Consider the following 26085-nt stretch of genomic DNA (forward strand, 5'->3'; position numbering starts at 1 on the left):
CGCCCGTCACGGCGCCCGGCGCCCCGAGGCCAAGCGAGCGCGCGCGAGCGCGCGCACCGCATCGATCAGCGTATACGCGACGGGCGACGGCTGCGCGTCAGTGCGCAGGATCAAACCGACCGGCTCGTCGGCGCCTTCGACCGGCAATGCCAGCCGCGCGAGCGTGCCGGCCGCGAGGTCATATTCGGCCGCATAGCGCGGCACGAACCAGATCGCATCGTTCTCGAGCGCGAGCGCGCGCGCCACCGATACCGACAGCACCTCGACGAACGATTCGAGCAAAGGCGCGCCGCACGCGCTCAACAACTGCTCGGCGGACTGGCGGATCAGCGTGCCGTAAGGCGGCAATACGACCGGATACTGCGCGAGCCGCTCGGCGGGCGCGGCGCTCGCCGCGAGCGGGTGCCCCGCACGAACGACCGCGATGAGCGGCTCGTTGTACAAATGCTCGAACGACAGCCCGACCATCCGCTCGGGCTCCGACAGCCGCCCGATCGCACATTCGAGCGCCCCGGACTTCAAGTGCTCGAGCAGCTCGGCATTCGCGGCGGTCGTGATCCGCACCACGGCGCGCGGCCATGCATCGGCCAGCGCCTTCAGCACGGCAGGAGCCAGCGACGCCGCAACGCTCGGCAGCATGCCGAGCGCGAGCGTCGCCGCCGCGCGGCCGCTGTCGCGCGCCAGCAACCCGACGCCCTGCCTCAGCGCAAGCACGCACGCGTTCGCGTGCGGCAAGAAGCGTTGCCCGTCGCGCGTCGGCGTCGCGCCGTGCCGCCCCCTTTCGAACAGCGGCACGCCGAGGATCGACTCGAGTTCGGCGATCGTCTTCGATACCGCCGGCTGCGTGATCGACAAGCTCTGCGCCGCCTTCTGCACACTGCCGAACTGCGCGATGGCGAGAAAGCACTGCAAATGCCGGAATTTGACCCGGCCGTCGGCGAGCCGGTCCCCGCTTGGGCTTCGGCCGACGGCGCGGCGGCCGCCGCGATCACGATTTTGCATAACGTCTAGTTATACGAATGACGATAAAACATCATTTTGCATAACTTTTCTGATTAGCTAAAGTCCTGAAAACCCGCTTTGTCATCCACAAAATCATCAGGAGACACCCGCGATGGACTCCCCTCACCTGACCCCGCGCGACTGGCCGTCGCATCCCGCCTACGTGCACCCGCCGTACCGCTCGTCGGTGAAGCGCGGGCCGACGCAACCGCTGATTCCGCTGCAAGAGAAGCTGCGCAACCAGCATGTGCCCGTCTACGGCGCCGACGATCTCGGCCCGCTCGATCACGATCTGACGAAGAACGCCGTGAAAAACGGCGAGCCGCTCGGCGAGCGGATCATCGTAACCGGCCGCGTACTCGACGAGTCCGGCAGGCCGCTCGCCAACACGCTCGTCGAGATCTGGCAGGCGAACGCAGCGGGCCGCTATGTGCACAAAGCCGATCAGCACGACGCGCCGCTCGATCCGAATTTTCTCGGCGCGGGCCGCTGCCTGACCGACGCGCAAGGCCGCTACCGGTTCCTCACAATCAAGCCGGGCGCGTATCCGTGGGGCAACCATCCGAATGCATGGCGGCCTAATCACATCCACTTCTCGCTGTTCGGCGAATATTTCGGCTCGCGCCTGGTCACGCAAATGTATTTCCCTGGCGATCCGCTGCTCGCGCTCGATCCGATTTTCCAGGGCACGCCCGAAAGCGCGCGCGAGCGGCTGATCTCGCGCTTCTCGATCGACACGACCCAGGAAGGCTTCGCGCTCGGCTACGAATTCGACATCGTGCTGCGCGGCCGCGACGCCACCCCGATGGAGCGCTGAACATGACGCCCCCCAAGCTGAAACAAACCCCTTCGCAAACCGTCGGCCCGTATTTCGCATACGGTCTCTGCCCTCGGCAATATGGCTACGACCTGGAGAGCCTGTTCGAGCCGGCGCTGGCCACGCCCGATGCGGCGGGCGAGCACATCGTCGTCATCGGCCAGGTGCTCGACGGCGACGGCAAGCCGGTCAACGATGCACTGCTCGAATTCACGCAGGCCGACGGCGACGGCCACTATCCGACGTCGCGCGACGACGTCCGGCAAAGCGGCTTTCGGGGTTTCGCGCGAATCGGCACGGGCACCGATCCGCACCATCGCTTCGTCGTCCATACCGTCAAACCGGGGCGGACATCGGAGACGGACGCGCCGCACGTCGACGTGACGGTGATGATGCGCGGCGTACTCACACACGCATTCACGCGGATCTACTTCGACGATGAAGCGGCCGCCAACGCAGCCGACGCGACCCTCGCGCGCGTGCCCGCCGACCGGCGCGCGACGCTGATCGCCCGGCGCGAGCCGGACACGGCGGCTCGCCGCGCCGCGGTGTACCGCTTCGACGTGCGGATGCAGGGCGAGTTGGAAACGGTGTTTTTCGATATCTGATATCTGATATCTGATATCCGAGGCGGGCGGCGCCGTACCGGCCCACCCGCCGGACTCACGGGCCACGTTGCGCGCACGGGCCGGGCCGGATCGGTCATCTCGCGTGACATAAACCGCGTCTCGCATGACAGCCGGCAACGCCCCGTCCCCTGCGGCGTCAGCGTTATAGGCCAGCCGCAACACGGTCACGCCGCGCGCGGCATCGAGGCCGTCGCATGCCCGCGCGTGCGGCTCCATATAAATCGCTTCTTGTCCACGCAGCGCGTCGGTCGCGCCTGCGGACATACTCGCGCCGCCCGATACAAATGCGGCGCGATCGATCGAACAACACGCACGATGGCGCGCGACGCGCCGCTCCCCTTCCCGCACGCATCGACGCTGAACAGACCGGCCAGTCGCGCCGACGGACCGATCCAACCGGTACGCGACGCGCCTGCCATGCGCAGCCGAGCCGGGCCACGCGGCGTCATTCGCTAAGATATCCGGTTATCGAGTCGAGAAATGTCGAAAAGGAACCGTTGATGAATTCCCCCGTCACGCTCGCGTCCGCCAGCGCGATGCCAGCCGCCGAATGGATCGGATTAGGCGCGCTCGCGTTGTTGTATCTGTTCGGCATCGGTTGGGCGTCGTACTGCGCGATCACACATGCCCGCAGACGCGGTTACTGGCTCGCGTGCATCGCGTTGATCGCCGCCGGCAGCGCAATCGCATGCTTTGCGGCATCGTCACCGCCCGGCTCGGGCGAAATGCCGGCCGGCTTCGGGTTCGGCGTGGACGTCGCGCTGCTCGGCATCGCCGGCGTGAGCGCAGGCTGCGCGTGGCAAGCGATCGCGCGATTGCGGCACAAATTCCATTAAGCCGCGTCTTTTCCGGCAGGCGGCGGCGCACAGCGCACACCGGCCCGCACCAGTCACCATGCGAAGCTGAACCGGTGCAAGCGGCACTCAGTCCGGCAAACGGCGATGCGCAGTCATTTGCTGCCGCCATCGCTCGCGACGGGCAGAAAAATCTCGCACCGGACCGGCAGATTGGCAATCGATCTATCGTTGCATCGCCGAGCGCGGCGCGCGCGTCGCCCAGCGGGCCGAGTCCTCACGCACCGCACGCGAATAACCGGATTCATCACCCATTTCGAATCGGCGCGATCGAGCAACAGTCGAAAATTATTTTTCATACCAAGCCTGCCGTTCTCATCCAATTCTTATTTTTATTTAATGCAACAAAAAAACATTCAACACATCCGCTTTGAATCATGAAAATAATCCGGCCAATGCAATATTCGCCGCCGTCCACCTATCTGGGATGACAGTTTCGTTCTGTCAACCGGTCCAAAATTTACCTCCGGCGTATTGTTCATTCCATTGCATCGGCATGTTCGAAGTATGAAGCGGTATGCGCCGTCGCCGCTTCGCGCGCATGATATATACCTGTGCTCCGGCATCTGGAGTCAACGTTCTAACCGATATATGCATACACAACTAATATAAAGAATATGATTGTGACATGCGCCGTGCTATTCCATTCAACCACGAGGGGGTCCAAGTGTTTGTTCGAAATCAGTGGTATGTCGCCGGTTTGTCGAGCGAAATCGGCGCGACGCCGTTTCCAAGAACCATCGCCAATGAAAAGATCGTTTTTTATCGCACGGCCAATGGCGATTTGATTGCACTGCCAAATCGTTGTCCGCATCGTCAAGTGCCGCTCTCGGAAGGCTGCGTCGTCGATGATCATATCCAATGCGGTTATCACGGCATGAAATTCTCGTCGGCCGGGCGGTGCGTAAGCATTCCCAGCCAGTCGATCGTGCCCGAGCGCGCGCATCTGAAGCCGTATCGCGTCGCGGAAGCGCACGGCTTCGCATGGATCTGGATCGGCGACGGCGAACCCGCATCGTTCAGCGCGCCCGACGAATTCTCCGTGTGCTCGTCCGAGCAGTACGCGGGCGAAATGCTCTATGCGCACGCCCAAACGGACTACCGGCTCGGCATCGACAATTTTCTCGACGCCTCGCACGTTCTTTTCGTGCACCCATGGACCGTCGCGTCGGCGGCCGTCACCGCCGCGCAGACCGAACTGTTCGTCACCGACGACGAGGTGCGCGTTCGCCGCACGATGCCCAACGAAGCCTGTTCGCCGATGTTCAAGAACATGCTGAAAGTCGATTTCATCGATCGCATCCAGGACGCCGTCTTTCGCCCGATCAGCCATACGTGGATCGATACGACGATCACGCTTTGCGGCGTCGAGAACAGTCCCATGATGAAAACGCGCACCTTCGGCCTGTTCACGCCCGAGACGGAATCGACATGCCATTTGTTCGCCGGACTGTACCGCAACTTCGAGATCGGCAATCGGCAGCTGAGCGAACTCACGGCACAGCAAATCAAGAAAACGATCGACGAAGATATTTATATTTGCGAGCAGGTACAATCGAATTGGGACGACGACTATCCGATCGTTCATTTCGGCGTCGATCAAGCTTGCCTCGCCGCGCGTCGGATGATCAAAAACCGAGCGCGACCGGCCGATATCCAGCAGGCCGCCAGGCAAGCCACGTCGACGTTCTCGCAAATCGAAAGCGCGGTGGCTCAGATTCGATAGCCCGTAGCGGGCGACGTGCCACGGGCGCCCTTCTGTCGAGAAATCAGCGATGACTCCTGAACAAGCCGCCATTCTTTTTCTCACGCCGCGGCGCGAGGCCGCCACCGACAACCATCCGCCTTTCGACGGCGCCTCCGGCGACACCACCGACTTCGAAGGCGCCGCGCTCGTGTCGTGGCAGGCGGGTGCGGGGCCGACCGTGCTGCTGGTTCACGGTTGGGAGGCGAGCGCCGGCGCATTCAAGCGCTTCGTGCCGCCGCTCGTCGCGGCGGGCTACCGGGTCGTGGCGATCGATCTGCCCGCGCACGGCCGCTCCGCCGGCTCGCGCACGTCGATCGTCGATGGCGCGAGAGCCGTGCGCCAGCTGACCGAGCATCTCGGCCCCGTTCATGCGATCGTCGCGCACTCGATCGGCTGCGCGATCGCCGTCGAGGCGATGAAGGCCGGCGCATCGGCGAATGCGGCCGTGCTGATCGCTCCACCGGCCCGATACCGCGATTACGCCAGCGCCTTTGCAATGCAAGCGGGGCTGTCGACCGACGATGCAAAGCAAATGGTCGCCCATCTTCTCGCGCTTGGCGTCGACGTCGCTTCTGTCGATACGCCCCGCGCCGTGCAAGCGTTCGGCACACGTGCGTTGATCGTTCATTCGGAGGACGATCGCGTGGTGCCGGTTTCGCAAGGCCGCGAAATCGCCGCGGCTTGGCCGGGTGCGCGTTTTGCCGCGGTCAACGGCCTCGGCCACCGCCGGATTCTGGACGCCGACGAAGTAATCGATGCGGCCGTGACGTTCATTCAAGCGCCCCGCAACGAGCCGCGCGGACTAGAATCGTAAGCCGATCGCCGCCCGAACCGGGTATCGCACGATTTACGCAGTGACAAAGGGTATCCGCGCCGTGAGCGGATGCCCTTTGTCATGGTTCGCCGATAACCCGATTCGCTTTCCATTCCTTCTTGTCATCACAATCGCGGACCCGGGCGCGCGCGACGCACAATGCTCGGCCCGGTCGCGTCGATTCGACCGCATGTGTTTGCTTCGCCGCTTCCCAGCAGCCACCGCGTCAATAGTCGACGTCGCAATACCCCGCTCGCCATCCGGCACAGATGCCGAAGATCGCTGATTGAATCACTGACTGAACACGGGCATGCCGCACGCATCGCACGCGGCGACGATCCGGCGTCAGCCGCGCATCACGCCGCCGATGTGCGTTAGACTAGCCGCCCGTCGCCAGCCGTTTAAATTAAAGTTAACATGAAGTTGAAACAGAATCAGAGAGGCGAGCCATGACTCCATCCCGTCCCGTCAACGATCCGCTGTTGCCGATCAGCGAGGTCGTCGCGCGCAGCGGCGTGGCAGCGTCCGCGCTGCGTTTCTATGAATCGCGCGGCCTGCTCGTGTCGACACGGCACGGACGCAGCCACCGCTTTTATCCGCGCTCGAGCCTGCGCCGGATCGCATTCATCGTATTCGCGCAGCGCATCGGTTACTCGCTCGACGAAATCGCCGAACAGCTCGCGACGCTGCCAATCGATACACTGCCGACCAACAAGGACTGGCTGCGCTTATCGCGGCAATGGAAGCAGCGCGTAGCGAAAAAGATCGACGAATTGCAGCGCCTGAATATCGACCTCGATCACTGCATCGGTTGCGGCTGCCTGTCCTTGCGCCGCTGCAAGCTGACGAATCCCGATGACCGCGCGGGGCGCGCCGGGCCGGGCGCTCGGCGCTGGCTCGGCGATCCGCCGCCGGTTTGACGCGCGCAGGCATGCCTGCCATCGATGCGCCGGGTTGCAATCGCCAACGGTGCATCGCGCGCTGCGCCAGCGGCCGGCCGCCATGTTTAAGCCTCTTCAAAATCGGCCAGAATCGGGCATGATGCGATAGGCGCGCCGCGATATGGCACCCCCGCTGCCGCGACCGCCTTCTTGCCCACCGCCAACGATTTCATCGACATGAAAATACGTCCCGGCCTGCTCGTCGAACTGACAGTCAATCTGCTGCTTCCCTGGGCCGCCTACCGCGCGGCGGCGCCTCACTGGGGGGAAACAGGCGGCCTGATCGCGTCGGCCGTGCCGCCGATCGTCTGGAGTGTGCTCGAACTCGTTCGCTTTCGCCGGATTGACGCGCTCTCCGCGCTCGTGCTGTTCGGCATCGTGCTATCGATCGCCGCCGCGCTTGCAGGCGGCAGCCCGCGAATGCTGCTGATGCGCGAATCGCTCGCGTCCGGTGCGATCGGCGTCACGTTCCTGTTGTCGCTCGCACGGCGCAAGCCGCTCGTGTTCTATCTTGCGCGCGCAACCGTCGCACGTGAGCAGAGCGACGGCGCCGCCCAGCTCGACCGCCTCTGGAACGAGCAGCCGGCGTTCGTCTTCGCGATGCGGCTCATCACGCTTGTCTGGGGTTGCGGCCTCGTCGCGGAAAACCTGTTGCGCGCTTGGATGGTCTGGCATTGGCCGGTCGAACGCGTGCTGGTGGTCACGCCGATTGTCGGTTACGGCGTCTATGGCGCACTGATGCTCTGGACGTTCTGGTATCGGAAGGTGATGCGCAGCCGTGCACTCGCCGGTATGCCGCCGGGCGGCGCGCTCGGATGAACGGCGAGCCGCAACCGGTATCATGTGCGCCGAATCCGGTAGCGCGATCGGCTGGCTACCCGGGCCGGGACGGCAGCACGGCTGCAAACGCGGCTCCGGCAGGCCGCCCGGATAGACGCCGGCGTCGAAATACCGGTTCCGGCCGGCAGCATCAGGGATTGAAGTGGACGTTGCAGCGCCGCAACCAGCCGGCCGCCACCGGGGATGGAGCGGGTACTGAGCGCCCCCTTGTGCCAAACATGGCGTGGGACCGGAGCAAGCGCGAAGGCGCTGACTCCGGCCGGGCGCCATAAGGCATGGGACCGGAGCGAGTGCTAAAGCGCTGACTCCGGTCGACCGCCACAGGGCATGGGACCGGAGTAAGCGCTAAAGCGCTAACTCCGGTCGACAAACACTGGAGATTTCATGGCCTTACCTCAAGACAGCGTCAACATGGCGCTCTTTTGCGACTTCGAAAACATCGCGCTCGGCGTGCGAGACACGAAGTTCGAAAAATTCGACATCAAGCCCGTCCTCGAAAAACTGCTGCTGAAAGGCAGCATCGTCGTCAAAAAGGCGTATTGCGATTGGGAACGCTACAAGACGTTCAAAGCGGCGATGCATGAAGCAAGCTTCGAATTGATCGAAATCCCGCACGTGCGCCAATCCGGCAAGAATTCGGCCGATATCCGCCTGGTCGTCGATGCGCTCGATCTCTGCTATACGAAAGCGCACGTCGATACCTTCGTCATCATCAGCGGCGATTCGGACTTCTCGCCACTCGTGTCGAAACTGCGCGAAAACGCGAAACGCGTGATCGGCGTCGGCGTGAAGAACTCGACGTCCGATCTGCTCGTCGCGAACTGCGACGAATTCATCTTCTATGATGATCTCGCTCGCGAGCAGCAGCGCGCGCTCGCCAAACGCGACGCGCGCACGGCAAGCCCGAACGCCAAGCGTCCGGCCGACGACGACAAGCACCGCAAGCACGACGGCGACGCGCGCAAGTCGGAGGCAATCTCGCTCGCAGTCGAGACGTTCGACGCACTCGCGTCCGAGCGCGGCGAGAGCGGCAAAATCTGGGCATCGGTGCTGAAAAGCGCGATCAAGCGCCGCAAACCCGATTTCAACGAGTCATATTATGGATTCCGCGCGTTTGGCAATCTGCTCGACGAAGCGCAGGCGCGCGGCCTGCTCGGGATCGGCCGCGACGACAAATCCGGCACGTTCGTATTCCGGCCGCTTCAGATTTCGCCACGCGCCGCCGCGCTCGAAACGCCCGGCTTGTCAATCGCGCCGGCCGAACCGGCTGCCGTGACCAACGTAGCCGGTACGCCCGATACGAAGCCATCCGGCAAGAAAGGGCACGGCAAGGCACGCGGCGCGAAAAAGCGGCTGCCTGAGCAAATGCCGCTGATCGTCGAGGCGGCAGCGAGCATCGGCGGCGAAATCGACTTCGCTGTCGAAACCGACGCCGAAACCGTCGCGCATCACACCGCGCATAGTGCGCGCACGGCGCAAGAGGCACGCGCATCGCGCGCCGCCCACGAATCAGCAAACACGGACGAAGCCGCAGACCTCGGCGCGGCCGATACGCCGAAGCCCGCCCGTTCGCGTGCGCGCAAAACCGCGCCGAAAAAAACCCAGGGCCGCGCGAACCACGCAGCCGAACCTCAAGCGGCGACCGACGACGTCATACCTGACGAAGGAATCGCGGCCCGGGCCCGTGCAGGGGCCGAGCTCGCGCAGACAGCCGAGCAGGCGACGGTGAAAAAACCGGCGCGTCAATCGGCGGCGCGCCCGCGGCGGCCGCGCAAGAGCGCATCGGCAGACGAAGCCTGAACACGGCGCAATACGGAGGCGTGCGCCGCCAGCGCAGTCCTGCGTTACCGGCGTCGGGGCTGCCGAACCCACCCGCGGCGAAGCATCCTCGCAGGCGGAGCGATCCGCCTGCCCGCACGCGGCCGTCCGCCCATCACGCCGCCACCCCAGCCGCCGGCCTGCGGCCGGACATCGACGCCACCAGCATGCCGATGCCAAGTGCCGCAAGACAAACGACAGGCACGAGCATCGGCGCGCCCGCATTGCCCGCGACCTTGCCGACATACGGCATCAGGTTTTGCGCGAAAAAGCCGCCGAGGTTGCCGATCGAATTGATCGCGGCAATGCTCGCGGCGGCCCGAGCGCCGGAGAAGAAACGCGGCGGCAGCGACCAGAAGCACGGGTAAAGCAGCGGGATGCATGCACCGCCGAGCACGAGCGCCGCAAAGCGCAGCGGCAGGCCCGGCAGCGCGAGGCTGAGCGCGAAGCCGGCAACACCGATGCCCGCCACGGCCGCCATCGCCTTCAACACGATGCGCTCGCGCTTGAGCCGCGCGGGCAGCCACAGCAGCAGCAGCGCGGCAATCGCCCACGGGATCATGTTGAGCATCCCGTTCGCCGATGCCGCCACGCCACTGCTCTTGAGCAGCGTCGGCAGCCAATATGTCACGCCGTACAGCGATGTCGACATCAGCATGTACGCGAGCGCGAACATCAGCACGCGCGGATCGACGAGCGCGCGCCACGGCGATTCGGATACCGCCTCGGGCGACGCCTCCCGTTCGAGCGCGGCGCGCACGCGCCGCTTCTCGTCGTCGGACAGGAACGTCGCGCGCTCGACCGATTCCGGCAACCAGCGCAGCGCGACGAGCGCAACGGCGACGGCGGGCGCGCCCGTCGCAACGAACACCCATTGCCAGCCAGCAAGCCCAAACCATCCGTCGAGCGACAGCAGCAACCCGCCGGCGAGCGAGCCCAGCATGTTCGCAAGCGCGCTGCCAAGCGTGAAAAAACCAAGCACGCGAGTACGCTGGCTTTGCGGGAACCACAGCGTCAAGTAATAGATAACGCCTGGGTAAAACCCCGCTTCCGCGACACCAAGCGCGAAACGCAACACGTAAAAAAGCCCGGTCGAATGCGTAAAGCCGAGCAGCATCGTAACCACGCCCCACGTCATCATGATCCGTGCGAGCCAAAGCCTCGCGCCAAACCGATGCAACGCAAGCGTGCTCGGCACCTCGAACAGCAGATAGCCGATGAAGAACAGCGACGCGCCAAGCCCGTAAGACGACTCGCTCATCCCGAGCGCGTGCACCATCTGCAGTTTCGCGAAGCCGACGTTCTGCCGATCGATGAACGCGATCAGGAACATGATGACGAGCAGCGGCATCAGCCGCCGCGCGATTTTCGTCATCAATGCCTGCTCGTTGACTGCGGGCTCATCCATCGGCCGTCTCCTTGCCGTCAAATTCATATAGATGATTGATTGACCCGCCTGCTTCGACAATGCGTGGTAACCCGTGCAGAAGATGAAATATCCGGCTGTCTAAACGGGTTTTTCCCGATTCCTGCCCGATCCAGTCATGCAAACATACAGATGAATACAGCGACCTCCCATGATTGCCGACGACCGCCTGCCCCGTTACCAACGCCTGCACGACGAGCTGGCCTCGTTGATCGCGGCCCGCCATTGGCAGCCGGGCGAAGCGATTCCGACCGAACAAGCGCTCGCGAAACGTTATGACCTAGCGATCGGCACGGTACGCAAGGCGGTCGAACTGCTCGTCAGCGAAGGGATGCTCGAACGCTTTCAGGGGCGCGGCACGTTCGTCAGGCGCGCGAGCTTCGACAGTTCGCTGTTCCGATTCTTCCGCTTCCAGAGCAAGGACGGCGAGCGGCGGATACCGCAGAGCCGGATCCTACGCCGCGAAATCGTCGAAGCGACGTCGGCCGTCGCCGCCGCGCTGCAACTGCCGAACCGCGCGCAGGTCATCGAAATGACGCGGCTGCGCGTGATCGACGCCATACCGATGCTCGCCGAAGAAATCTGGCTGCCATACGAGCCGTTCGCCGCGTTCGCGCGGCTGGAACTCGACGCGATCGGCGATCTGCTCTATCCGGCCTACGAATCGCATTGCGGCCAGATCGTCGCGTCCGCAACCGAAACGCTGACGGTGGAGGCGATCGGCCCCGTGCATGCGCGGCTGCTGCGGATCGAACCGGGCACGCCCGCCGTCGTGATCGAGCGGCTCGCATATGGCTACGATCGCCGGCCGCTCGAATGGCGACGCTCGCGTGGCCCGGCGCGCGAATTCGTCTATCAGGCCGAAATCCGCTGACGCACGAACGTGCGTGCAGCGATCGCTCCTTCGCCATCGCAGCCGGCAACGCACGGCGGCTTTGCCGTTCGCGCCGCCGTGCACGCCGCCCCGGCGCCTGCGCAGGCATGCCGCTCGCCGCAACCAAGCCAACGGCTTTCACATATATTGCATATAGCATGCTTACCATTACGGCTCCCAAACGAGGACGACCATGCGACGACCGCTCCTTCGCCATACCGCCGCGTTCCTGCTGACGCTTGCGAGCGCCACTTTTTTTCTCCACGCCTGCAAGAGCGATATCGACGCGCAGCAGGACCCGGCCAGCGCCGCCGCAAACATCCAGGCCGCTTGGGTAGAGATCGGCGACGCGAATCAGACGATCGCTCGGGTCATCACCAGCTACGCACCGCCTGCCGCCGCGAGCGATCCGGCAAGCCCGGTCTGTCCGCAATTGAACGCTGACGGCAAGAGCGCGCGAATGACGCTGCGCGTCGTCGCAGGCACTGTCGCGCAACGCCCGACCGCAAGCGATCCGGCTGATTCGAAGCCGTCGAGCTTTCCGGTATCGGTGTGCGAAACGACGCTACCCACCGGCACCAAGGACGTAACGGTCGCCGGGCGCGCGTTGCCGCTGCCGAAAGCCGAGCCGCAGCGTGTGGCGATCATCGCCGACACCGGCTGCCGGATGAAGAAGGCGGATAACGCATTCCAGGCATGCAGCGACGCGGCCGCGTGGCCGTTCGCGACGATCGCGGCAAGCGTCGCGCGGCTGAACCCGGATCTCGTGCTGCATGTAGGCGACTATCACTACCGCGAAAACGCCTGCCCGCCGGACATCGCCGGCTGCAGAAACAGCCCGTGGGGCTACGGCTGGGACACCTGGCGCGCGGATCTGTTCGAGCCCGCCGCGCCGCTGTTCGCGAAGGCGCCATGGGTAGTCGTGCGCGGCAATCATGAAGAATGCGCGCGCGGCGGCCAGGGCTGGTTCCGCTTCCTCGATCCGCGGCCATACACTGCGGCGCGCTCGTGTGACGATCCGGCCAACGACGGCAACGCAAACTATTCGGAGCCCTATGCAGTGCCGCTCGGCACCGGCTCGCAGGTGATCGTGTTCGATACCGCGAAGGTCGGCCGCAACCCGCTGAAAACGACGGACGTGCAGTTCCAGATCTATCAGAAGCAGTTCCAGACGGTTGCTGCGCTCGCGAACAAGGCAGGCATGACGACGACGATCTTCACGAACCATCATCCGATCCTCGCGTTCGCACCGATCCCTGGCAGCACGCCCGCGCCGGGCAATCTCGCACTGCAATCGGTGATGTCGAGCCTTTATGCGCAGGCGTACTATCCGCCCGGCGTGCAGGTTGCGCTGCACGGGCACGTGCACGACTTCCAGGCGATCAATTTCGCATCCGGCCATCCGGCGACGATCGTGTCGGGCAACGGCGGCGATAACCTCGATGTCGCGCTGCCCGATCCGTTCCCGGCGAATTTGACACCCGCACCCGGCGTCGTGATCGACAAGCTGTCGCACAACAACAGCTTCGGTTTCCTGATCATGGAGCGCCGCGCGGCGCCGGCGCGCGGTTGGACGTTCAATGCCTACACGGCGGCGGGCAAGCTGCTGGCAACCTGCAACCAGTCCGGCACGACGCTTACGTGCGACAAGACCGGTTTCATCGCGCCATGACGTCGTGCAGGCATCGCAAGCGGCCAATCAACGGATCGCAGACGCACATCGGATCGCGACATATGCATGACAATGCCCTGCATCGATCCGATCCGGCCCACGCGAATGCTCCCGCTCGGTATCGGGTGCCGCGCACCGGCGCGTTTGCAGCGGCCCCGGCTGCACCCCATTCCCAGCCTCGCACATTACAGCGTCGTGCCGGCGCGGGATGGGCGCGCGCGGCGCTCGTCGTCGCGATGCTCGCGGCCGCGGCCGCGACGACGGCAACGACCGTAGCCGCCACGGCCGCCGACCTGTCCCGCTCCGTTGCGGTGTCGGCGCAATCCGAGCCTCAGCCGTCCACACAGCTGCTGCCCGGCGCGCCGGCATCGCGCATCGTCGCCATGATCGGCCGCGGCACACCGCAAGTCGCGGCAAAAATCGATCCGGCAGCCGCGGTATTCCGCCCCGACCCGGCGCTTGCCGCGCTCGGGCGGCGCATCTTTTTCGACCCGCGCCTGTCCGAGCCGCGCGGCACGTCCTGCGCGAGTTGCCACGACCCCGGCCGCGCGTTCGCACCGACGCTGTCGCCCGCGTCGCTCGCCGGCCCACGCGTGCCGCAGGGCAGCCGCCCCACGCACTTCAGCCGCCGCAACGCGCCGTCGCTGCTGTACGTGCGCTACGTACCACGCCGCTACTTCTATCAGGACGACGACGCCCTCGCACCCGCACCGTTCGGCGGCTTCTTCTCCGATGGCCGCGCCGACACGCTCGCCGAGCAGCTACGCGGCCCGCTGTTCGATCCGAACGAGATGAACAATGCATCACCCGCCGCACTGTTGCGCAAGATCGAAAGCACGGAGCTCGGCCAGGCGCTTGTCGAACGCTTCGGCCCGGACGTCCGCCGGGATGCCGAACGCATGACGCGCGCGCTCGGCGACGCGATGCAGGCGTATCTGCAAAGCGACGAAATGGCCCCCTTCACGTCGCGCTTCGATCGATACGTGACGAAGCATACGCCGCTCACGCCGCAGGAACAGCGCGGACTGGCGCTCTTCAAGAATCCCGACAAGGGCAACTGCATGAGCTGCCACGCGCTGTCGGATACGGCCAGCCGCCCCGAACGCTCGCTGTTCACCGATTTCGGTTACGACGCGATCGCCGTGCCGCGCAATTACGCGTTGCCCGCCAACCGCGACCCGCGCCATTTCGACAATGGCCTGTGCGAGACGGCCAAGCAACTGCGCTGGCCCGATCCCACGCAATGGTGCGGCTATCTGCGCACCCCTGGGTTGCGCAACGTAGCGATCAAGGAAACGTTCATGCATAACGGCGTGTTCGATACGCTGCGAGACGCGGTCGCGTTCTATAACACGCGGTCGACCGATCCCAAACACTGGTACCACGGCCGGGACACGTTCGATGACGTGCCCACCGCGTATCGCGGCAACATCAACGTGAATTCGACACCGATGAACCGCCGCCCCGGCATGCCGCCCGCGATGACAGAAGCCGATATCGACGATCTCGTCGCGTTCCTGCGAACGCTGACCGACGAGCGCTATGCCGGCCTGATGCCCGCGACTCTCGGCGGCAAGGCCGCACGGCCTTGACCTTGCGGCAAACCATGCACGATACCGCGCGCCGCGCGCCGACGCGATGCATGGCATTCACGGCGCGGCGGCAGCACCGCGTTCGTCCGCCAAGCGCGCATAGATATCGAAATCCCTCGGCCGTCCGCGCACGATCCGATACGATCGCAGCACACCTTCATGGCAAAAGCCGCATTTGCGCAGCACGCGCGCTGAGTTCGGGTGAGTCGTCAACACCGTGCCCTGCACGCGCACCCAGCCGTATTCGGCAAACGCCCACTCGGTCACGGCGTTGCAGGCAGCCGTCGCGATACCTTTTCCCCAGTATTCGGGCGCGACATCGTAAGCGATTTCCGCCGATTGGTTGCGCAAGGAAATCGTATGGAATCCTATCGTGCCGGCAAGCTTTCCCGACCGCGCGTCGACGATCGCCAGGCGCCGAACCGACTGCGGATCGGTGGATTCGATCGCATCGAATATCGGCGTGAGATCTTGCGCGGATCGCAAATCCCAACTCGTATGCCGCGTGACAGCCGGAACCCGCAAGTATGCATACCAGTCATGCAGATCGGCGCGATCCAGTTGCCGCAACGAGATGCCCGGATAGCCCGGCTCAGGTGCGGAGTCGATCCTCATCGTTCGTCTCCCTCGGAAGGAAGCCAAAGTTTACTGCGTCGACGCCGAGCGCACACCTAGATGGAGACGTTGAGCGAACCTCGCCGCACACGCCAGCCGCAAACCGCCGCCGCGATGGAAACCCGTGCGCAGCGCGCGCCTACCTGCAGCCACGGCGGTGGCGCTGCTCCACATGTGTTTGCCGAATCGCTGGAATCGCAACTGGATTCGCGGATCAGCGAGGAGACGGACATCAAGCGAGCCAGCCCGCCGGTTTTTCACGAGCCGGACCATCGCCGGAAGCGAACCGCATGCACACCGGCATCCGCAACCGTCTATCAATCCGCATCCGCTCGACAACAAGCCGAACGCACCCGCTGCGGCAAGCGGCGCGACGCCCGATCGATACTGGAAATATGGCACGGGCAGGATGAGATACGGCTCGTTACCCGCTACACTTGCGCTCATCGGCAAACGGCGCTCGGCCGTGAACGGAAAACCGCATGCAAGACAAGCAAACTGCGATACCTGACAGCACAGCGGTGCGCGTCGCGCTGTGGCGTGCGCTGCACGTGCAGATCGATCCGCCGCCGCATGTGCTCGAAGACGAGATCGGCCTGCGGCTTGCCGCGCCGCCCGAAGGCTGGCGCGAGCGCCCCGACATGCACCCGCAAGGCACGGCCGGCTATCGCGCGGCGATCGTCGCACGCGCCCGCTTCGTCGAGGATCTAGTCGCCGAACGGGCGGACCAGGCTGTCGATCAGTATGTGATACTCGGCGCGGGTCTCGATACTTTCGCCCAGCGCAGGCCGGAAATCGCCTCCCGTCTGCGCGTATTCGAAGTGGACCGACCCGGCACGCAAGCATGGAAACAGCAACGCCTGACGGAACTCGGCTTCGGTGCGCCTGCCTGGCTGACGTTCGTGCCTGTCGATTTCGAGGCAGGCGAACTTTGGCGCGAGCAACTGAGCGCCGCCGGCTTCGATGTCACCCGGCCAGCGATCGTCGCATCGACAGGCGTATCGATGTATTTGACCCGCGACGCAATCGCGGCGACGCTACGCCAGATCGCAGCGTTCGGACCGGGCACGACGCTTGCGATGACGTTCCTGCTGCCGCTGGATCTAATCGATCCGGCCGAGCGCGCACAGCATCAGGCCGTGTATGAACGGGCGCGCGCCGCCGGAACGCCTTTCGTCAGTTTCTTCAGCCCGGCCGAGATCGTCGCGCTCGCCGAGCAAGCCGGCTTCGACGACGTTCGGCATGTCAGCGGACGCGATCTCGTCGAACGCTATTTCTCGAAGCGGACCGACGGCCTTCGGCCGGCAAGCGGTGAGGAATTCGTCGTGGCGTCGGTTCGGGCCTGATGCCGGCTTTCGGCGCCGCTACGATTTCATCCTATCGAAGGCCGGATCAGGACCGGCGCGCCCGGCCACTTCGATCCCTGCGTCATCGTCCATGCCAGCCTAAAGCGTCCGTGAAGAGCTGTGATTGCCCCCAGGCGCCGCATGGCGCCTCGGAGCACCTTCGAAATATGTGAGATGCATCGCAACAATTCATCGCCTCGACAAGCTCGCACAGCGGCTGCGCCGCCGCCACGCGCACGCTGAGCGGCGCGCCTTCGTCCCGCATGAGATCGGCGTATTGCTCCCAGTCGCGTTCGAATGATGCCCCGCCCTCCCGCGACCGCTTTTCCAACAGGAATGCAAGTTGGATGCGTGAGAAACAGCCGAACAGCGCCCAGGCCCGCGCGGCTCGGGCCGGCACTTATCAGCAGAGGCTGTACGAACGAGTTCATATAACTCACAATTACCGCCATTCGCTACCGTCTCCTCGAAGCGGTAAGCGAGTGAATCTTCACGGCAGTAATCCCAATGCAAGCATTAAAATCCGTCCGAAAACCGCTAGCCCGGTACTTCGGATTTCCCCACTCCGCAAGTGTCTTGTATCATTGCGGCTCAGTACCGTATTCAACTTCGATTTGATCGTGAACCCAACCCTCCAGGAACTCCAAGCGCAGTTGCGCGACACCAATATCCGTCTGGCAGAAGCCAAGAATGATGAAAAACGCGCAGCGCTCGCGGCATTCAAGGAACAAGTCGAGCTGTACAATATTACGCAGGACGAAGTAATGCGCGCACTCGGTTACTTGAAGCCGGAGCGCAAACGTCGTGCCGAAGCCAAGTATTACGACCCATCGTCGGGACGCTCATGGTCCGGTCGCGGCCCGCGGCCAAAGTGGCTCGAGGGCAAGGATCTGGACGACTATCTGATCGACCGCGCCCCCAAGCCTTGGTGGCCGGGCGAGGATAATTGAGCGGCAATAGTCTGCTGCCATGCATCCCGCACGGATCGGGTAGTACATGTAGTACGCCCGCCCATATCTGATGGGCGGGCGGGTTCGGCCTTATTTATCATACAGCCGTCACGGGACACTCCGGTCGTTCGTCGTCCGAAACTCCCTGCCCGGCGGGCATCGTCGAATACGCGCGCTCCGATAAATCGTTTCAAATATCGCGTCCAATTCATCGAGCGTTCACGCCCGCCTATCCGCCGTGGCGTCTTTTCCGACGAGCCCGATGCAAGTGAAAGCACCTCGCGCTGGATGCGCTGCCCGCTGACGGCAAAAACCCCGCTCGCCGGCCCCATACGCCATTGCCGCCGAAAAGTTGCGTTTCGAACGAACGCATCCAACGGGTGGCTAAACCGCATTCATCTGTTGTCCGGACTCCTCAGCGCCTCGTCCGAGCCTCGCTCGAAGCCTCCCCGCAGCGTTCTTCGAGCATGGCATGGACGATGGCGATAACCAAATTACCGTCAAAAATCGGCCAACCGCAATCTCGATGCCCCTCTCGTATCGACACCCTTTAAAAGCGGTTCGGAGCGCTTGCAATTCTTCGCACCCCATTTATTGATGTTGCACATCCGCCCAATACTGGATAAATTAACAGTACTGTATTTATAGCCAGTGAGGTGTGAGATGGAGCACCTGGTCCGCATCGTCAACGAAACAGACCGCCAAATCCTCGCGTGGCTGCGCAGCCAAGTCGGTGACGAACGCGTCGAACGCGCTGCGCGGCACATGGGACGCGTCCGCAAGCCTTATCTGTCGGCTGTATGCCGCTATCTAGGCGTCTGGCCGCCGATCTCGCTGCGCTATCCCGCTCAGCGCGACGATACAGATCATTCGGTTGGCGACCGTTACCTATCGTTGATTCGCCAGCATCTGGCGGCGCATGCGGGCAGATAGTCCACGCGCCGAATCGCTTGCTGAAACGCCGCCCTGCGCTGCCGCATTTCCAGCGTTGCGCCAGGCGCCCAGCCCTATGCGATTCATCAAAGCATTGGCTCGCACACGCGGGTCGCGCTCGTCATTCGCTGCTCTGCAGGCAAAAGAGACGACCGCGTAATCGGAGGCTCCGGATGGAGAGAACGCGGGGAAGCCACGCTACCTTCGTTGTAGCTTGAACACGATGCACCGCAGTATCCGAAGTCGCTGCAACCTGATCAAACGCGGAGTTCGTCCGCCATCCGCCGCGCCTCGTGGCTCGGACCCTCGCTATCGCTTGCTGCAATGGCCTGTAACAGCCGTGCCGGCTGCCCCGCATCCATCCCCGGCGCGTTCTCGCGCCGCGTCAGCTTGCCGTCCACGGCGGCGCCGCAATCCATTCGCAACTGTTGGTATGCAATGTTGCCCGTAATACGGGCTTGCGGCTGCAACTCCACGAAGTGCTCAGCCGTCACATCTCCGTTGATCGTACCGTTCACCACCACGTCGTGGCCGTGTACGTTACCGTCGATCGTCCCCTGGTCGCTCACCACCAGCAGCGTCTGGCTACCCGGTCTGCTGACTACATGGCCGGTAATGCGGCCATCAATTCGTAATCCTTCACCAAACTCCACATCCCCGACGATCTGCACATCACTGGAAATCAGCGTCGTGATCTTGGTCGAAATCGAATTGATCGATTTATTTTTGCCGAACATGATTATCTCCGTTGGAAATGCCAAAGCCCCTCGCCATCATCGTCGCGCCGACGCAGCACGCGGCCTGGCTACACTACGCAGCACACGAAGATCGTTCTTCAGATGTGCCAGTTCAGCAGCCGACGCATCGGCCAGATGCTGGATGGTTGCTTTTGACGCACGCTCCTGCGTGAGGGCCAGCTGCGCACGCACGAGTTCGGCTTGCAGCACATCGCCAGGCGGTATTGCCGGACAAGATGCGGCAGGCAACGGCCAAACGAACCGCGCAACCGCGCCTCCCGCCGCCGCGCATACCACGCAAAAACCGAACATGATGGCGAGCAGCACGCTTGGCGAGCGAACCGGCCTCACGCGATACCTCTGCTGCGCGCGCCGGCGCTGCAGCGATCGTAAGGAAACCAAATCAACCGGGTGCATGATGATCGAAGAGCGTCAAATACATTTCGGGATCAGTCGGCGTACCATCGCGCAACACCTCAAAATGCAGATGCGGCCCCGTGGAGCGGCCGGTCGAACCCACCTCGGCAATCACGTCGCCCGGCAACACGGGTTGACCTGCGTGTACGAGCAAGCGCGATGCGTGGGCATAACGGGTAACAATACCGTGGCCGTGATCGATCTCGACAACCTTGCCATAGCCGGGCTTCTCTCCGGAGAAACTCACGCGTCCGGCGGCAGTGGCGAGAATTGCCGTGCCCGCGGGCGCGACAAGATCAAGGCCGGGGTGGAATGCCAAATGATGCGTAAACGGATCGACCCGGTTGCCGAACGGTGAACCGAACTTGGCCGCCCGCGTGGGCAAGCGGCCGGGATAAGTCGCCAACGCGACCTGGTCGTGACCGAGTTCCGCTTCGAGCGCGGCAAGCGTTTGCAGCACGCACTGAGTTTGCTCGGCCAGCGCCGTAACGCTGTTAGACCGCGCAGTGCAGACCTGAGGCGGCCGTTCAGGACCGCCTTCCCCGCCCAAAGGCCCTGCTTGATTCCGGGTGCCGGGACGGGCTGAAAATGCGCGATGCAGGTGTTCGTCGAAATCCCGCAACCGATCAACCTCGACCATGAGCCTTTGCATGCGCGGTTCGATCTGGTTGAGCGATGCACTGAGCTGGCCGAGTTCCGATGCCATATAGCGCTGCATCGCGCCATCGGCAGATCTGGCAACCGGAGGAACGGAAGGCAAGAACCGGCTACCCAATGCCAGACCGACAGCCAGTCCGGCCACTGCCGCTAGTCCAGCGGTGAACGCAAACGCGCGGCGCAACGTCCGTCGAGACAGCACCGTCAATGCGTCCGCGCCGGTCATATAAGTTTTTACCAATATCGCCCCCAATCCGCGAGATTCATGCCCGACAAATATTTACCGAATAAATGCACGCCTCACTTATATTTTAATTTTATAAATTAAATACAATCAAACCGCAACCAAACAATCAATATCTATTTCCCACAAAACCCATAAAACAAAAACAAATAAATCATATAATCCAGATGGTCTTACGCCGCCGCTAAGGACTGAATCAGGTCAATACGATTGCGCATTCCGTCAACACCATGCGCAAACACAATAGACGCACGATCGCTCCAATGCAACAAGCAGACACGACTGCTATGTTACAGCGGCACAATTCCGTTTCTCTGCGGATACGTCACGCATACGCCATCGCTCCGTCGTGGAATACGTAACGCGCCTCAGCAGGCAGAATATCATTCATCAGGGTCGGGGGCGCGGCAAGATGCAGCTTAAATCATAGAATGCTCAAAACCGCGCATTCTTTCCAGCATGGATGCGAATATTTCAAATGCCAATTTGCAGCCCTTATACACTTCTTCATCACCGAACAATCGCACCGACAAGAAGATCGACGCTCTCTTCATAATCAGACGAAGCACAATCACCTGACCGACATTGGCAAAGCTCGTGCGCTCGACACCTCCAAGCCGATTTTCACGCATATCGAATGCGCTGCTCATTGGCACAAGTCTGACAACAAGACATGCTTCGCATCGATAAAAGCGGCGCTTCGACGCGCGATGTCTCTCTCAAATCGGTCTAAACCAATACTGCCAACAGGCCGAGAAAGAGGCGTGAATCGTCTCATTTCGGCTCGCCGATCGCCTTAGGTGGATAGCTTGCAAGAATCATCGAAGTCGTCACCGGGCCGAATTTCGCCAGTGCATCGATAACCGCCTCCAGTTGGTTCATTCGCTGGACTGCCACACGCACAACGAAGCAATCCTCGCCGGTGATGCGATGCGCATCGACAACCTCCGGCATCGTCGCGAATACCTTCAGGCACTTCGCAATCTGCGCATGGCTCGTCCGTATCCGGATCAGCGCTGAAATGTCGCGCCCTACCAGCGCCGCGTTGATCCTCGCCGAATAGCCTTCGATTACGCCCTGTTCCTCCAGTCGTTTGATCCGGGCGCTGACTGCCGGTTGCGACAGTCCGATCCGCTTGCCCAGTTCAGTATTGGTCATACGCGCGTGAGCTTGCAGTGCCTCGATGATGCGCCAATCGAGCCGATCCAGTTCGACCTGCTTAGGTTTCATTCGTGCGTGCCCGTCGTTTCCGTGGTTTCCATGCCCGCCAGCGTCGATTTCATTAGCTTAACTATTCCGGCGAAGACGAACCGCTTTTACACTCAATGCTCATTCAGGAGAATCGCGCATGAACCGCCGCGTATTGAACGTGCCCGGTCACGGCAACTCGGGAGCGACGCACTGGCAGAGCATCTGGGAAGTCACGAAGCCAGGGCACTGGCGCCGCATGAAGATCGACGATTGGCAGCACGCCGTGTGCGACGAATGGGTGACGGCAATCCATCGCGAAATCGAGGCGCTTGGCCCCGATACGATCATCGTCGCCCATAGTCTCGGTTGCCTCGCACTCGCGCACTGGGCCGCGCAGCATGCGGTTGCGATCCGCGGCGCATTGCTCGTGGCAGTTCCCGATCCGTCTGCACCCGCTTTTCCTCGCGCCGTCTGCACGGGGTTTTCGCCCGTACCGCTCACGAGGCTGCCCTTTCGCAGCATCGTGGTCGCAAGCAATGACGATGTCTACGCAACCATCGACTATGCGCGTTACCACGCAAATAAATGGGGCAGCGCTTTCGTCGACGCCGGGGCACGCGGGCATCTGAACGCCGACAGCCAGTTAGATGATTGGGCGCAAGGATATGGGCTCTTGCAGCACTTCAATGCAGCGCAATTTATCGGCGATATCGCGCCAGGCGGAACAGCGTTCTGACTGGATAAACCAAACGCGAGCGGCGGGCGCCGTTGCCCGCCGCTCGCGCATGCAGCGCGTCAAGTCAAACCGCTCTGCGGCTGCACCGCCTACGCGCGCCGGGCGGCGAGCCGCCGTATCACGTCGACCATCACATCGACTTCGTCACACGTGTTGTAGAACGCGAGCGAGGGCCGCACCGTCGCCTCGAGCCCAAAACGCCGCAGGATCGGTTGCGCGCAGTGATGTCCGGAGCGCACGGCAATGCCCTCTTCGTTCAGCGCCTGTCCGACCTCCTCTGTCTCGTAACCCTTCAGCACGAATGACAATACGCTCGCCTTGTCGCGCGCGGTGCCGATGAGCCGCACGCCCGGTACCGGCGCGAGCACGCTCGTCGCATAGGCAAGCAGATCGTGCTCATAACGCGCGATGTTCTCGATGCCGATCCGCGACACATAATCGAGCGCCGCACCAAGCCCGACCGCATCGGCAATATTGCCCGTGCCGGCTTCGAAACGGTTCGGCGGCGGCTGGAACACGGTACGCTCGAAGGTCACGTCGGCAATCATGTTGCCGCCGCCTTGCCACGGCGGCATCGCGTCGAGCAGCGCGCGCTTGCCGTACACTGCGCCGATACCCGTCGGTCCGTAAATCTTATGGCCGGAAAACACGAAAAAATCGGCGTCGAGCGCCTGCACGTCCACGCGCATGTGCGAGATCGATTGCGCGCCGTCGACCAGCGCCTTTGCGCCCGCGCGATGCGCAAGCTCGATGATCTCCCGCACAGGCACGACCGTGCCGAGCGCATTCGACACCTGCGTCACCGACACGATCTTGGTCCGGTCGCTGAGCAGCTTGCGATACTCGTCGAGCAGCACTTGGCCGGAATCGTCGACCGGGATCACGCGCAGCTTCGCCCCTTTCAGCGCGGCGAGCTGCTGCCACGGCACGATGTTCGCGTGATGTTCGAGATGCGACACGACGATCTCGTCGCCTTCTCCTACGTTCTGCACACCCCACGTCTTCGCGATCAGGTTGATCGCTTCAGTCGTGCCGCGGACGAACACGATTTCGTCGGGCGACGCGGCGCCGATGAAGCGCCGCACCGTTTCGCGCGCATGTTCGTAAGCATCGGTCGCGCGGCCCGCGAGCGTATGCGCGGCGCGATGGATATTCGAATTCTCATGCGCATAGAAATAGGCGAGGCGATCGATCACCGACTGCGGCTTATGCGTCGTCGCGGCGTTGTCGAACCAGATCAGCGGCTTGCCATTCACGCGCTCGGCCAGAATCGGGAAATCGCGGCGGATTGCGTTGACGTCGAACGGCGGATGAGCGCCGCGCAGTACGTTGTCCTGCGCAATGCCCGGGGCGGGCGCGTGTGGGTTGCCCGCCCGTGCGTCGTCAATGAAATAGCGCGGCGAGGCATCGTGCAGCCCGGCATCAGGACGACGAATCGACAGCAGTTCGCGCAACTCGCTCTCGTCCGGCAAACCAAAAGCCTGCGGCGACGCAATACCCTGCTGCGGCACGCCGATTTGCTGCGCATCGCGATGCCAACCGTGCAACGCATCACCGACGAAGTAATATGGCGACGCAGCGACGGGCGGCGCTTCGTGCGCGAGCGCCGGCTGCGCGGCAGCCCCGTCCACCGGCGGCACGCCAAGCGCAACGCCGCCGACCCGCGGCTCCAACGCCGGCGCAACCGACACCACGTTGTCCGGCAGGCCGTTCTGCGCGGCCGCGTGCGGCACGAGCGCGGGCGCGCGGTTGCCAAGCGACAGCACATGCGTCGGAGCGGGCGCGAGATTCGCACCCGGCACCTTGCCCTGCGGCACGCCAACGCCCGGCACGCCGGTTCCGCTGCCGCCGGGGCCGGCGAATGGCGAACCCGGCGGCGCGGGGTTCGATACTGAAGCGATGATCGGCGCGGCGGCCGGCAGCGCCGACGGCACGCCGCCCACCGCGCCGCTGCCTGCGCTCACGTCCGGCGCGGCGGCTTGTCCCGGCAACGCCGACAAAAACTCCGACGCGAGCCGGGCAAGCACGGCCGGATCGGGCAATCCCGCGGGCAAAGTCGCCGTGGGCACGGCCACATCGGACGGCGGCACCGCCGCGTTCGGCACGCCAGCCGCAGGCAAGGACCCACGCGCGGCCGGCGTGGCAGTGGCGGCGCTCGCCGCCGGATTAACGGTAGGTGTCCGGATAGTCATGGTACTTGCCGATCTCCACGTCATCGAGGACAGCCAGCGCATCCGGCGAATGGACGGCAAGCGAACAATAAAGCGAAATCAGATACGACGCGATCGCCTGATTGTTGATCCCCATGAAGCGGACCGACAGCCCCGGCCCCTGTTCGCCCGCGACGCCCGGCTGGTAGAGGCCGACGACGCCCTGACGCTTGTCGCCCACGCGCAGCAGCAGAATCTTGGTCTTGCCATCGGCCACCGGCACCTTATCCGACGGAATCAGCGGAATGCCGCGCCAGGTGAGGAATTGCGAGCCGAACAGACTGACGGTCGGCGGCGGCACGCCGCGCCGCGTGCACTCACGGCCGAACGCGGCAATCGCGAGCGGATGCGTGAGGAAGAACGCGGGCTCCTTCCATACCTTCGTCAGCAGTTCGTCCAGATCGTCGGGCGTGGGCGCGCCCGTCAGCGGAAACACGCGCTGCTCTTCAGCGACGTTCGCAAGGAGTCCGTAGTCCGGATTGTTGATGAGCTGGCTTTCCTGCAACTCCTTGATCGTTTCGATCGTCAGACGAAGCTGTTCCTTGATCTGATCGTGCGGACTGCTGTAGAGATCCGAAATCCGCGTATGCACGTCGAGCACCGTGCTCACGGCATTCAGAAAATATTCGCGCGGCTCTTCCTCGTAAGGCACGAATGTGGTCGGCAGCGTGCCTTCGTCCTCGCGTGCGGTGCAGGCGGCGCGCACGGCTTCGGGATTCTTCACCTGATTGAGCCGGTAAATACCGGCCTCGACCGGCACCCATTGCAGCAAATGCGTCAACCAACGCGGCGTAATCGTGGAAAGCTGCGGAACAGTCTTGGTGGCATTGGCGAGTTGCCGTGCTGCGTTGTCGCCGAGCGCCGTCTGGGCGCCCACGGTCGTCGACATAGGGAACTCCGGATTTCTTAGAACAAAAAAAGAAATGCTTATCACGAGAATGCATTTGCATTATCGAGACGTGATTTGGGCGGCTCAACATGCTATAGCCGTCAACATTCAACGATTGGAATCGAAACTCGACG

Annotated in this window: 25 protein-coding genes and 1 pseudogene; 17 read left to right on the plus strand and 9 right to left on the minus strand. The window is 63.2% G+C overall.

Annotated elements, in window-relative coordinates:
• Positions 1 to 6 precede the first annotated feature (6 nt).
• Entirely contained in the window at positions 7 to 1002 is a 996-nt protein-coding gene (pcaQ, locus tag AQ611_RS21345) for a pca operon transcription factor PcaQ (RefSeq protein ID WP_069235970.1), read from the minus strand.
• Between the two features lie 112 nt (positions 1003 to 1114).
• Between pcaQ and pcaH the strand changes: the two genes are divergently transcribed.
• The 10 genes and pseudogenes from pcaH (at position 1115) to AQ611_RS21390 (ending at position 9444) form a co-directional block, all read left to right on the plus strand.
• Positions 1115 to 1819, plus strand: a complete 705-nt coding sequence (pcaH, locus tag AQ611_RS21350; protein WP_069235971.1) for a protocatechuate 3,4-dioxygenase subunit beta — start codon at positions 1115 to 1117, stop codon at positions 1817 to 1819.
• 2 nt (positions 1820 to 1821) lie between these two features.
• Entirely contained in the window at positions 1822 to 2427 is a 606-nt protein-coding gene (gene pcaG, locus AQ611_RS21355) for a protocatechuate 3,4-dioxygenase subunit alpha (RefSeq protein WP_069235972.1), read from the plus strand.
• 521 nt (positions 2428 to 2948) lie between these two features.
• The gene (locus tag AQ611_RS21365) at positions 2949 to 3284 is read left to right on the plus strand and encodes a hypothetical protein (protein WP_069235974.1); all 336 of its coding nucleotides are present in this window, start codon (positions 2949 to 2951) and stop codon (positions 3282 to 3284) included.
• Positions 3245 to 3676: a hypothetical protein gene (locus AQ611_RS25865; protein ID WP_146011787.1), complete on the plus strand. Its 432-nt coding sequence runs from the start codon at positions 3245 to 3247 to the stop codon at positions 3674 to 3676. The genes AQ611_RS21365 and AQ611_RS25865 overlap by 40 nt, the downstream gene beginning before the upstream one ends.
• Before the next feature lie 254 nt (positions 3677 to 3930).
• Positions 3931 to 4173: pseudogene (locus AQ611_RS26805) on the plus strand (Rieske 2Fe-2S domain-containing protein); the annotation flags it as partial.
• 6 nt (positions 4174 to 4179) lie between these two features.
• The gene (locus AQ611_RS21370; protein ID WP_231936034.1) at positions 4180 to 5028 is read left to right on the plus strand and encodes an aromatic ring-hydroxylating oxygenase subunit alpha; all 849 of its coding nucleotides are present in this window, start codon (positions 4180 to 4182) and stop codon (positions 5026 to 5028) included.
• Between the two features lie 49 nt (positions 5029 to 5077).
• Complete coding sequence (locus tag AQ611_RS21375; RefSeq protein ID WP_069235976.1) at positions 5078 to 5863, plus strand: alpha/beta fold hydrolase; 786 nt, start codon at positions 5078 to 5080, stop codon at positions 5861 to 5863.
• Positions 5864 to 6312: 449 nt separating this feature from the next.
• Entirely contained in the window at positions 6313 to 6783 is a 471-nt protein-coding gene (gene soxR / locus AQ611_RS21380) for a redox-sensitive transcriptional activator SoxR (RefSeq protein ID WP_069235977.1), read from the plus strand.
• Between the two features lie 198 nt (positions 6784 to 6981).
• Positions 6982 to 7623, plus strand: coding sequence for a VC0807 family protein (locus AQ611_RS21385; protein ID WP_069235978.1), 642 nt, complete (start codon positions 6982 to 6984; stop codon positions 7621 to 7623).
• Positions 7624 to 8055: 432 nt separating this feature from the next.
• On the plus strand, positions 8056 to 9444 hold the full coding sequence (locus AQ611_RS21390) for an NYN domain-containing protein (RefSeq protein WP_069235979.1): 1389 nt from the start codon (positions 8056 to 8058) through the stop codon (positions 9442 to 9444).
• A gap of 133 nt (positions 9445 to 9577) precedes the next feature.
• On the opposite strand, the gene AQ611_RS21395 is transcribed toward AQ611_RS21390, so the two are convergent.
• Positions 9578 to 10837 (minus strand): MFS transporter, encoded by a 1260-nt coding sequence (locus AQ611_RS21395; RefSeq protein ID WP_180978142.1) that lies wholly within the window; start codon positions 10835 to 10837, stop codon positions 9578 to 9580.
• Positions 10838 to 11039: 202 nt separating this feature from the next.
• Between AQ611_RS21395 and AQ611_RS21400 the strand changes: the two genes are divergently transcribed.
• The 3 genes from AQ611_RS21400 to AQ611_RS21410 all read left to right on the plus strand — a co-directional run bounded on the left by AQ611_RS21400 (position 11040) and on the right by AQ611_RS21410 (position 15026).
• Positions 11040 to 11762 (plus strand): GntR family transcriptional regulator, encoded by a 723-nt coding sequence (locus AQ611_RS21400; protein WP_059520285.1) that lies wholly within the window; start codon positions 11040 to 11042, stop codon positions 11760 to 11762.
• 193 nt (positions 11763 to 11955) lie between these two features.
• Positions 11956 to 13434: a metallophosphoesterase gene (locus AQ611_RS21405; RefSeq protein ID WP_069235981.1), complete on the plus strand. Its 1479-nt coding sequence runs from the start codon at positions 11956 to 11958 to the stop codon at positions 13432 to 13434.
• Positions 13435 to 13670: 236 nt separating this feature from the next.
• The gene (locus AQ611_RS21410; protein WP_069236446.1) at positions 13671 to 15026 is read left to right on the plus strand and encodes a cytochrome-c peroxidase; all 1356 of its coding nucleotides are present in this window, start codon (positions 13671 to 13673) and stop codon (positions 15024 to 15026) included.
• 57 nt (positions 15027 to 15083) lie between these two features.
• On the opposite strand, the gene AQ611_RS21415 is transcribed toward AQ611_RS21410, so the two are convergent.
• Entirely contained in the window at positions 15084 to 15641 is a 558-nt protein-coding gene (locus AQ611_RS21415) for a GNAT family N-acetyltransferase (protein WP_069235982.1), read from the minus strand.
• Between the two features lie 482 nt (positions 15642 to 16123).
• Here AQ611_RS21415 and AQ611_RS21420 point away from each other — a divergent pair, with 482 nt between their 5' ends.
• The 3 genes from AQ611_RS21420 (at position 16124) to AQ611_RS21430 (ending at position 18870) form a co-directional block, all read left to right on the plus strand.
• Positions 16124 to 16987 (plus strand): class I SAM-dependent methyltransferase, encoded by an 864-nt coding sequence (locus AQ611_RS21420; RefSeq protein ID WP_069235983.1) that lies wholly within the window; start codon positions 16124 to 16126, stop codon positions 16985 to 16987.
• A 620-nt stretch (positions 16988 to 17607) separates the two neighbouring features.
• A complete protein-coding gene (locus AQ611_RS25870; protein ID WP_059520338.1) occupies positions 17608 to 17937 on the plus strand; it encodes an H-NS histone family protein in 330 nt (109 codons plus the stop codon).
• Between the two features lie 663 nt (positions 17938 to 18600).
• On the plus strand, positions 18601 to 18870 hold the full coding sequence (locus tag AQ611_RS21430; protein ID WP_059569923.1) for a CppA family protein: 270 nt from the start codon (positions 18601 to 18603) through the stop codon (positions 18868 to 18870).
• Between the two features lie 257 nt (positions 18871 to 19127).
• Here the strand turns inward: AQ611_RS21430 and AQ611_RS21435 are convergent, their stop codons facing one another.
• From AQ611_RS21435 to AQ611_RS21455, 4 genes are all read right to left on the minus strand, one after another.
• Positions 19128 to 19607: a bactofilin family protein gene (locus AQ611_RS21435; RefSeq protein WP_069235984.1), complete on the minus strand. Its 480-nt coding sequence runs from the start codon at positions 19605 to 19607 to the stop codon at positions 19128 to 19130.
• Positions 19608 to 20010: 403 nt separating this feature from the next.
• A complete protein-coding gene (locus AQ611_RS21445) occupies positions 20011 to 20934 on the minus strand; it encodes a M23 family metallopeptidase (RefSeq protein WP_231936036.1) in 924 nt (307 codons plus the stop codon).
• A gap of 410 nt (positions 20935 to 21344) precedes the next feature.
• Complete coding sequence (locus AQ611_RS21450) at positions 21345 to 21575, minus strand: hypothetical protein (RefSeq protein ID WP_069235987.1); 231 nt, start codon at positions 21573 to 21575, stop codon at positions 21345 to 21347.
• A 124-nt stretch (positions 21576 to 21699) separates the two neighbouring features.
• The gene (locus tag AQ611_RS21455; RefSeq protein ID WP_059520277.1) at positions 21700 to 22155 is read right to left on the minus strand and encodes an Lrp/AsnC family transcriptional regulator; all 456 of its coding nucleotides are present in this window, start codon (positions 22153 to 22155) and stop codon (positions 21700 to 21702) included.
• A 118-nt stretch (positions 22156 to 22273) separates the two neighbouring features.
• On the opposite strand from AQ611_RS21455, the gene AQ611_RS21460 reads away from it, so the two are divergent.
• Positions 22274 to 22852: an RBBP9/YdeN family alpha/beta hydrolase gene (locus AQ611_RS21460; RefSeq protein WP_069235988.1), complete on the plus strand. Its 579-nt coding sequence runs from the start codon at positions 22274 to 22276 to the stop codon at positions 22850 to 22852.
• A gap of 89 nt (positions 22853 to 22941) precedes the next feature.
• On the opposite strand, the gene AQ611_RS21465 is transcribed toward AQ611_RS21460, so the two are convergent.
• The gene (locus tag AQ611_RS21465; protein ID WP_083237500.1) at positions 22942 to 25044 is read right to left on the minus strand and encodes a family 2A encapsulin nanocompartment cargo protein cysteine desulfurase; all 2103 of its coding nucleotides are present in this window, start codon (positions 25042 to 25044) and stop codon (positions 22942 to 22944) included.
• The gene (locus AQ611_RS21470) at positions 25019 to 25951 is read right to left on the minus strand and encodes a family 2A encapsulin nanocompartment shell protein (RefSeq protein ID WP_059520275.1); all 933 of its coding nucleotides are present in this window, start codon (positions 25949 to 25951) and stop codon (positions 25019 to 25021) included. Before AQ611_RS21470 ends, AQ611_RS21465 begins: the two co-directional genes overlap by 26 nt.
• Between the last annotated feature and the right edge of the window lie 134 nt (positions 25952 to 26085).

The sequence above is a fragment of the Burkholderia singularis genome (assembly GCF_001718875.1).
Lineage (GTDB): Bacteria > Pseudomonadota > Gammaproteobacteria > Burkholderiales > Burkholderiaceae > Burkholderia > Burkholderia singularis.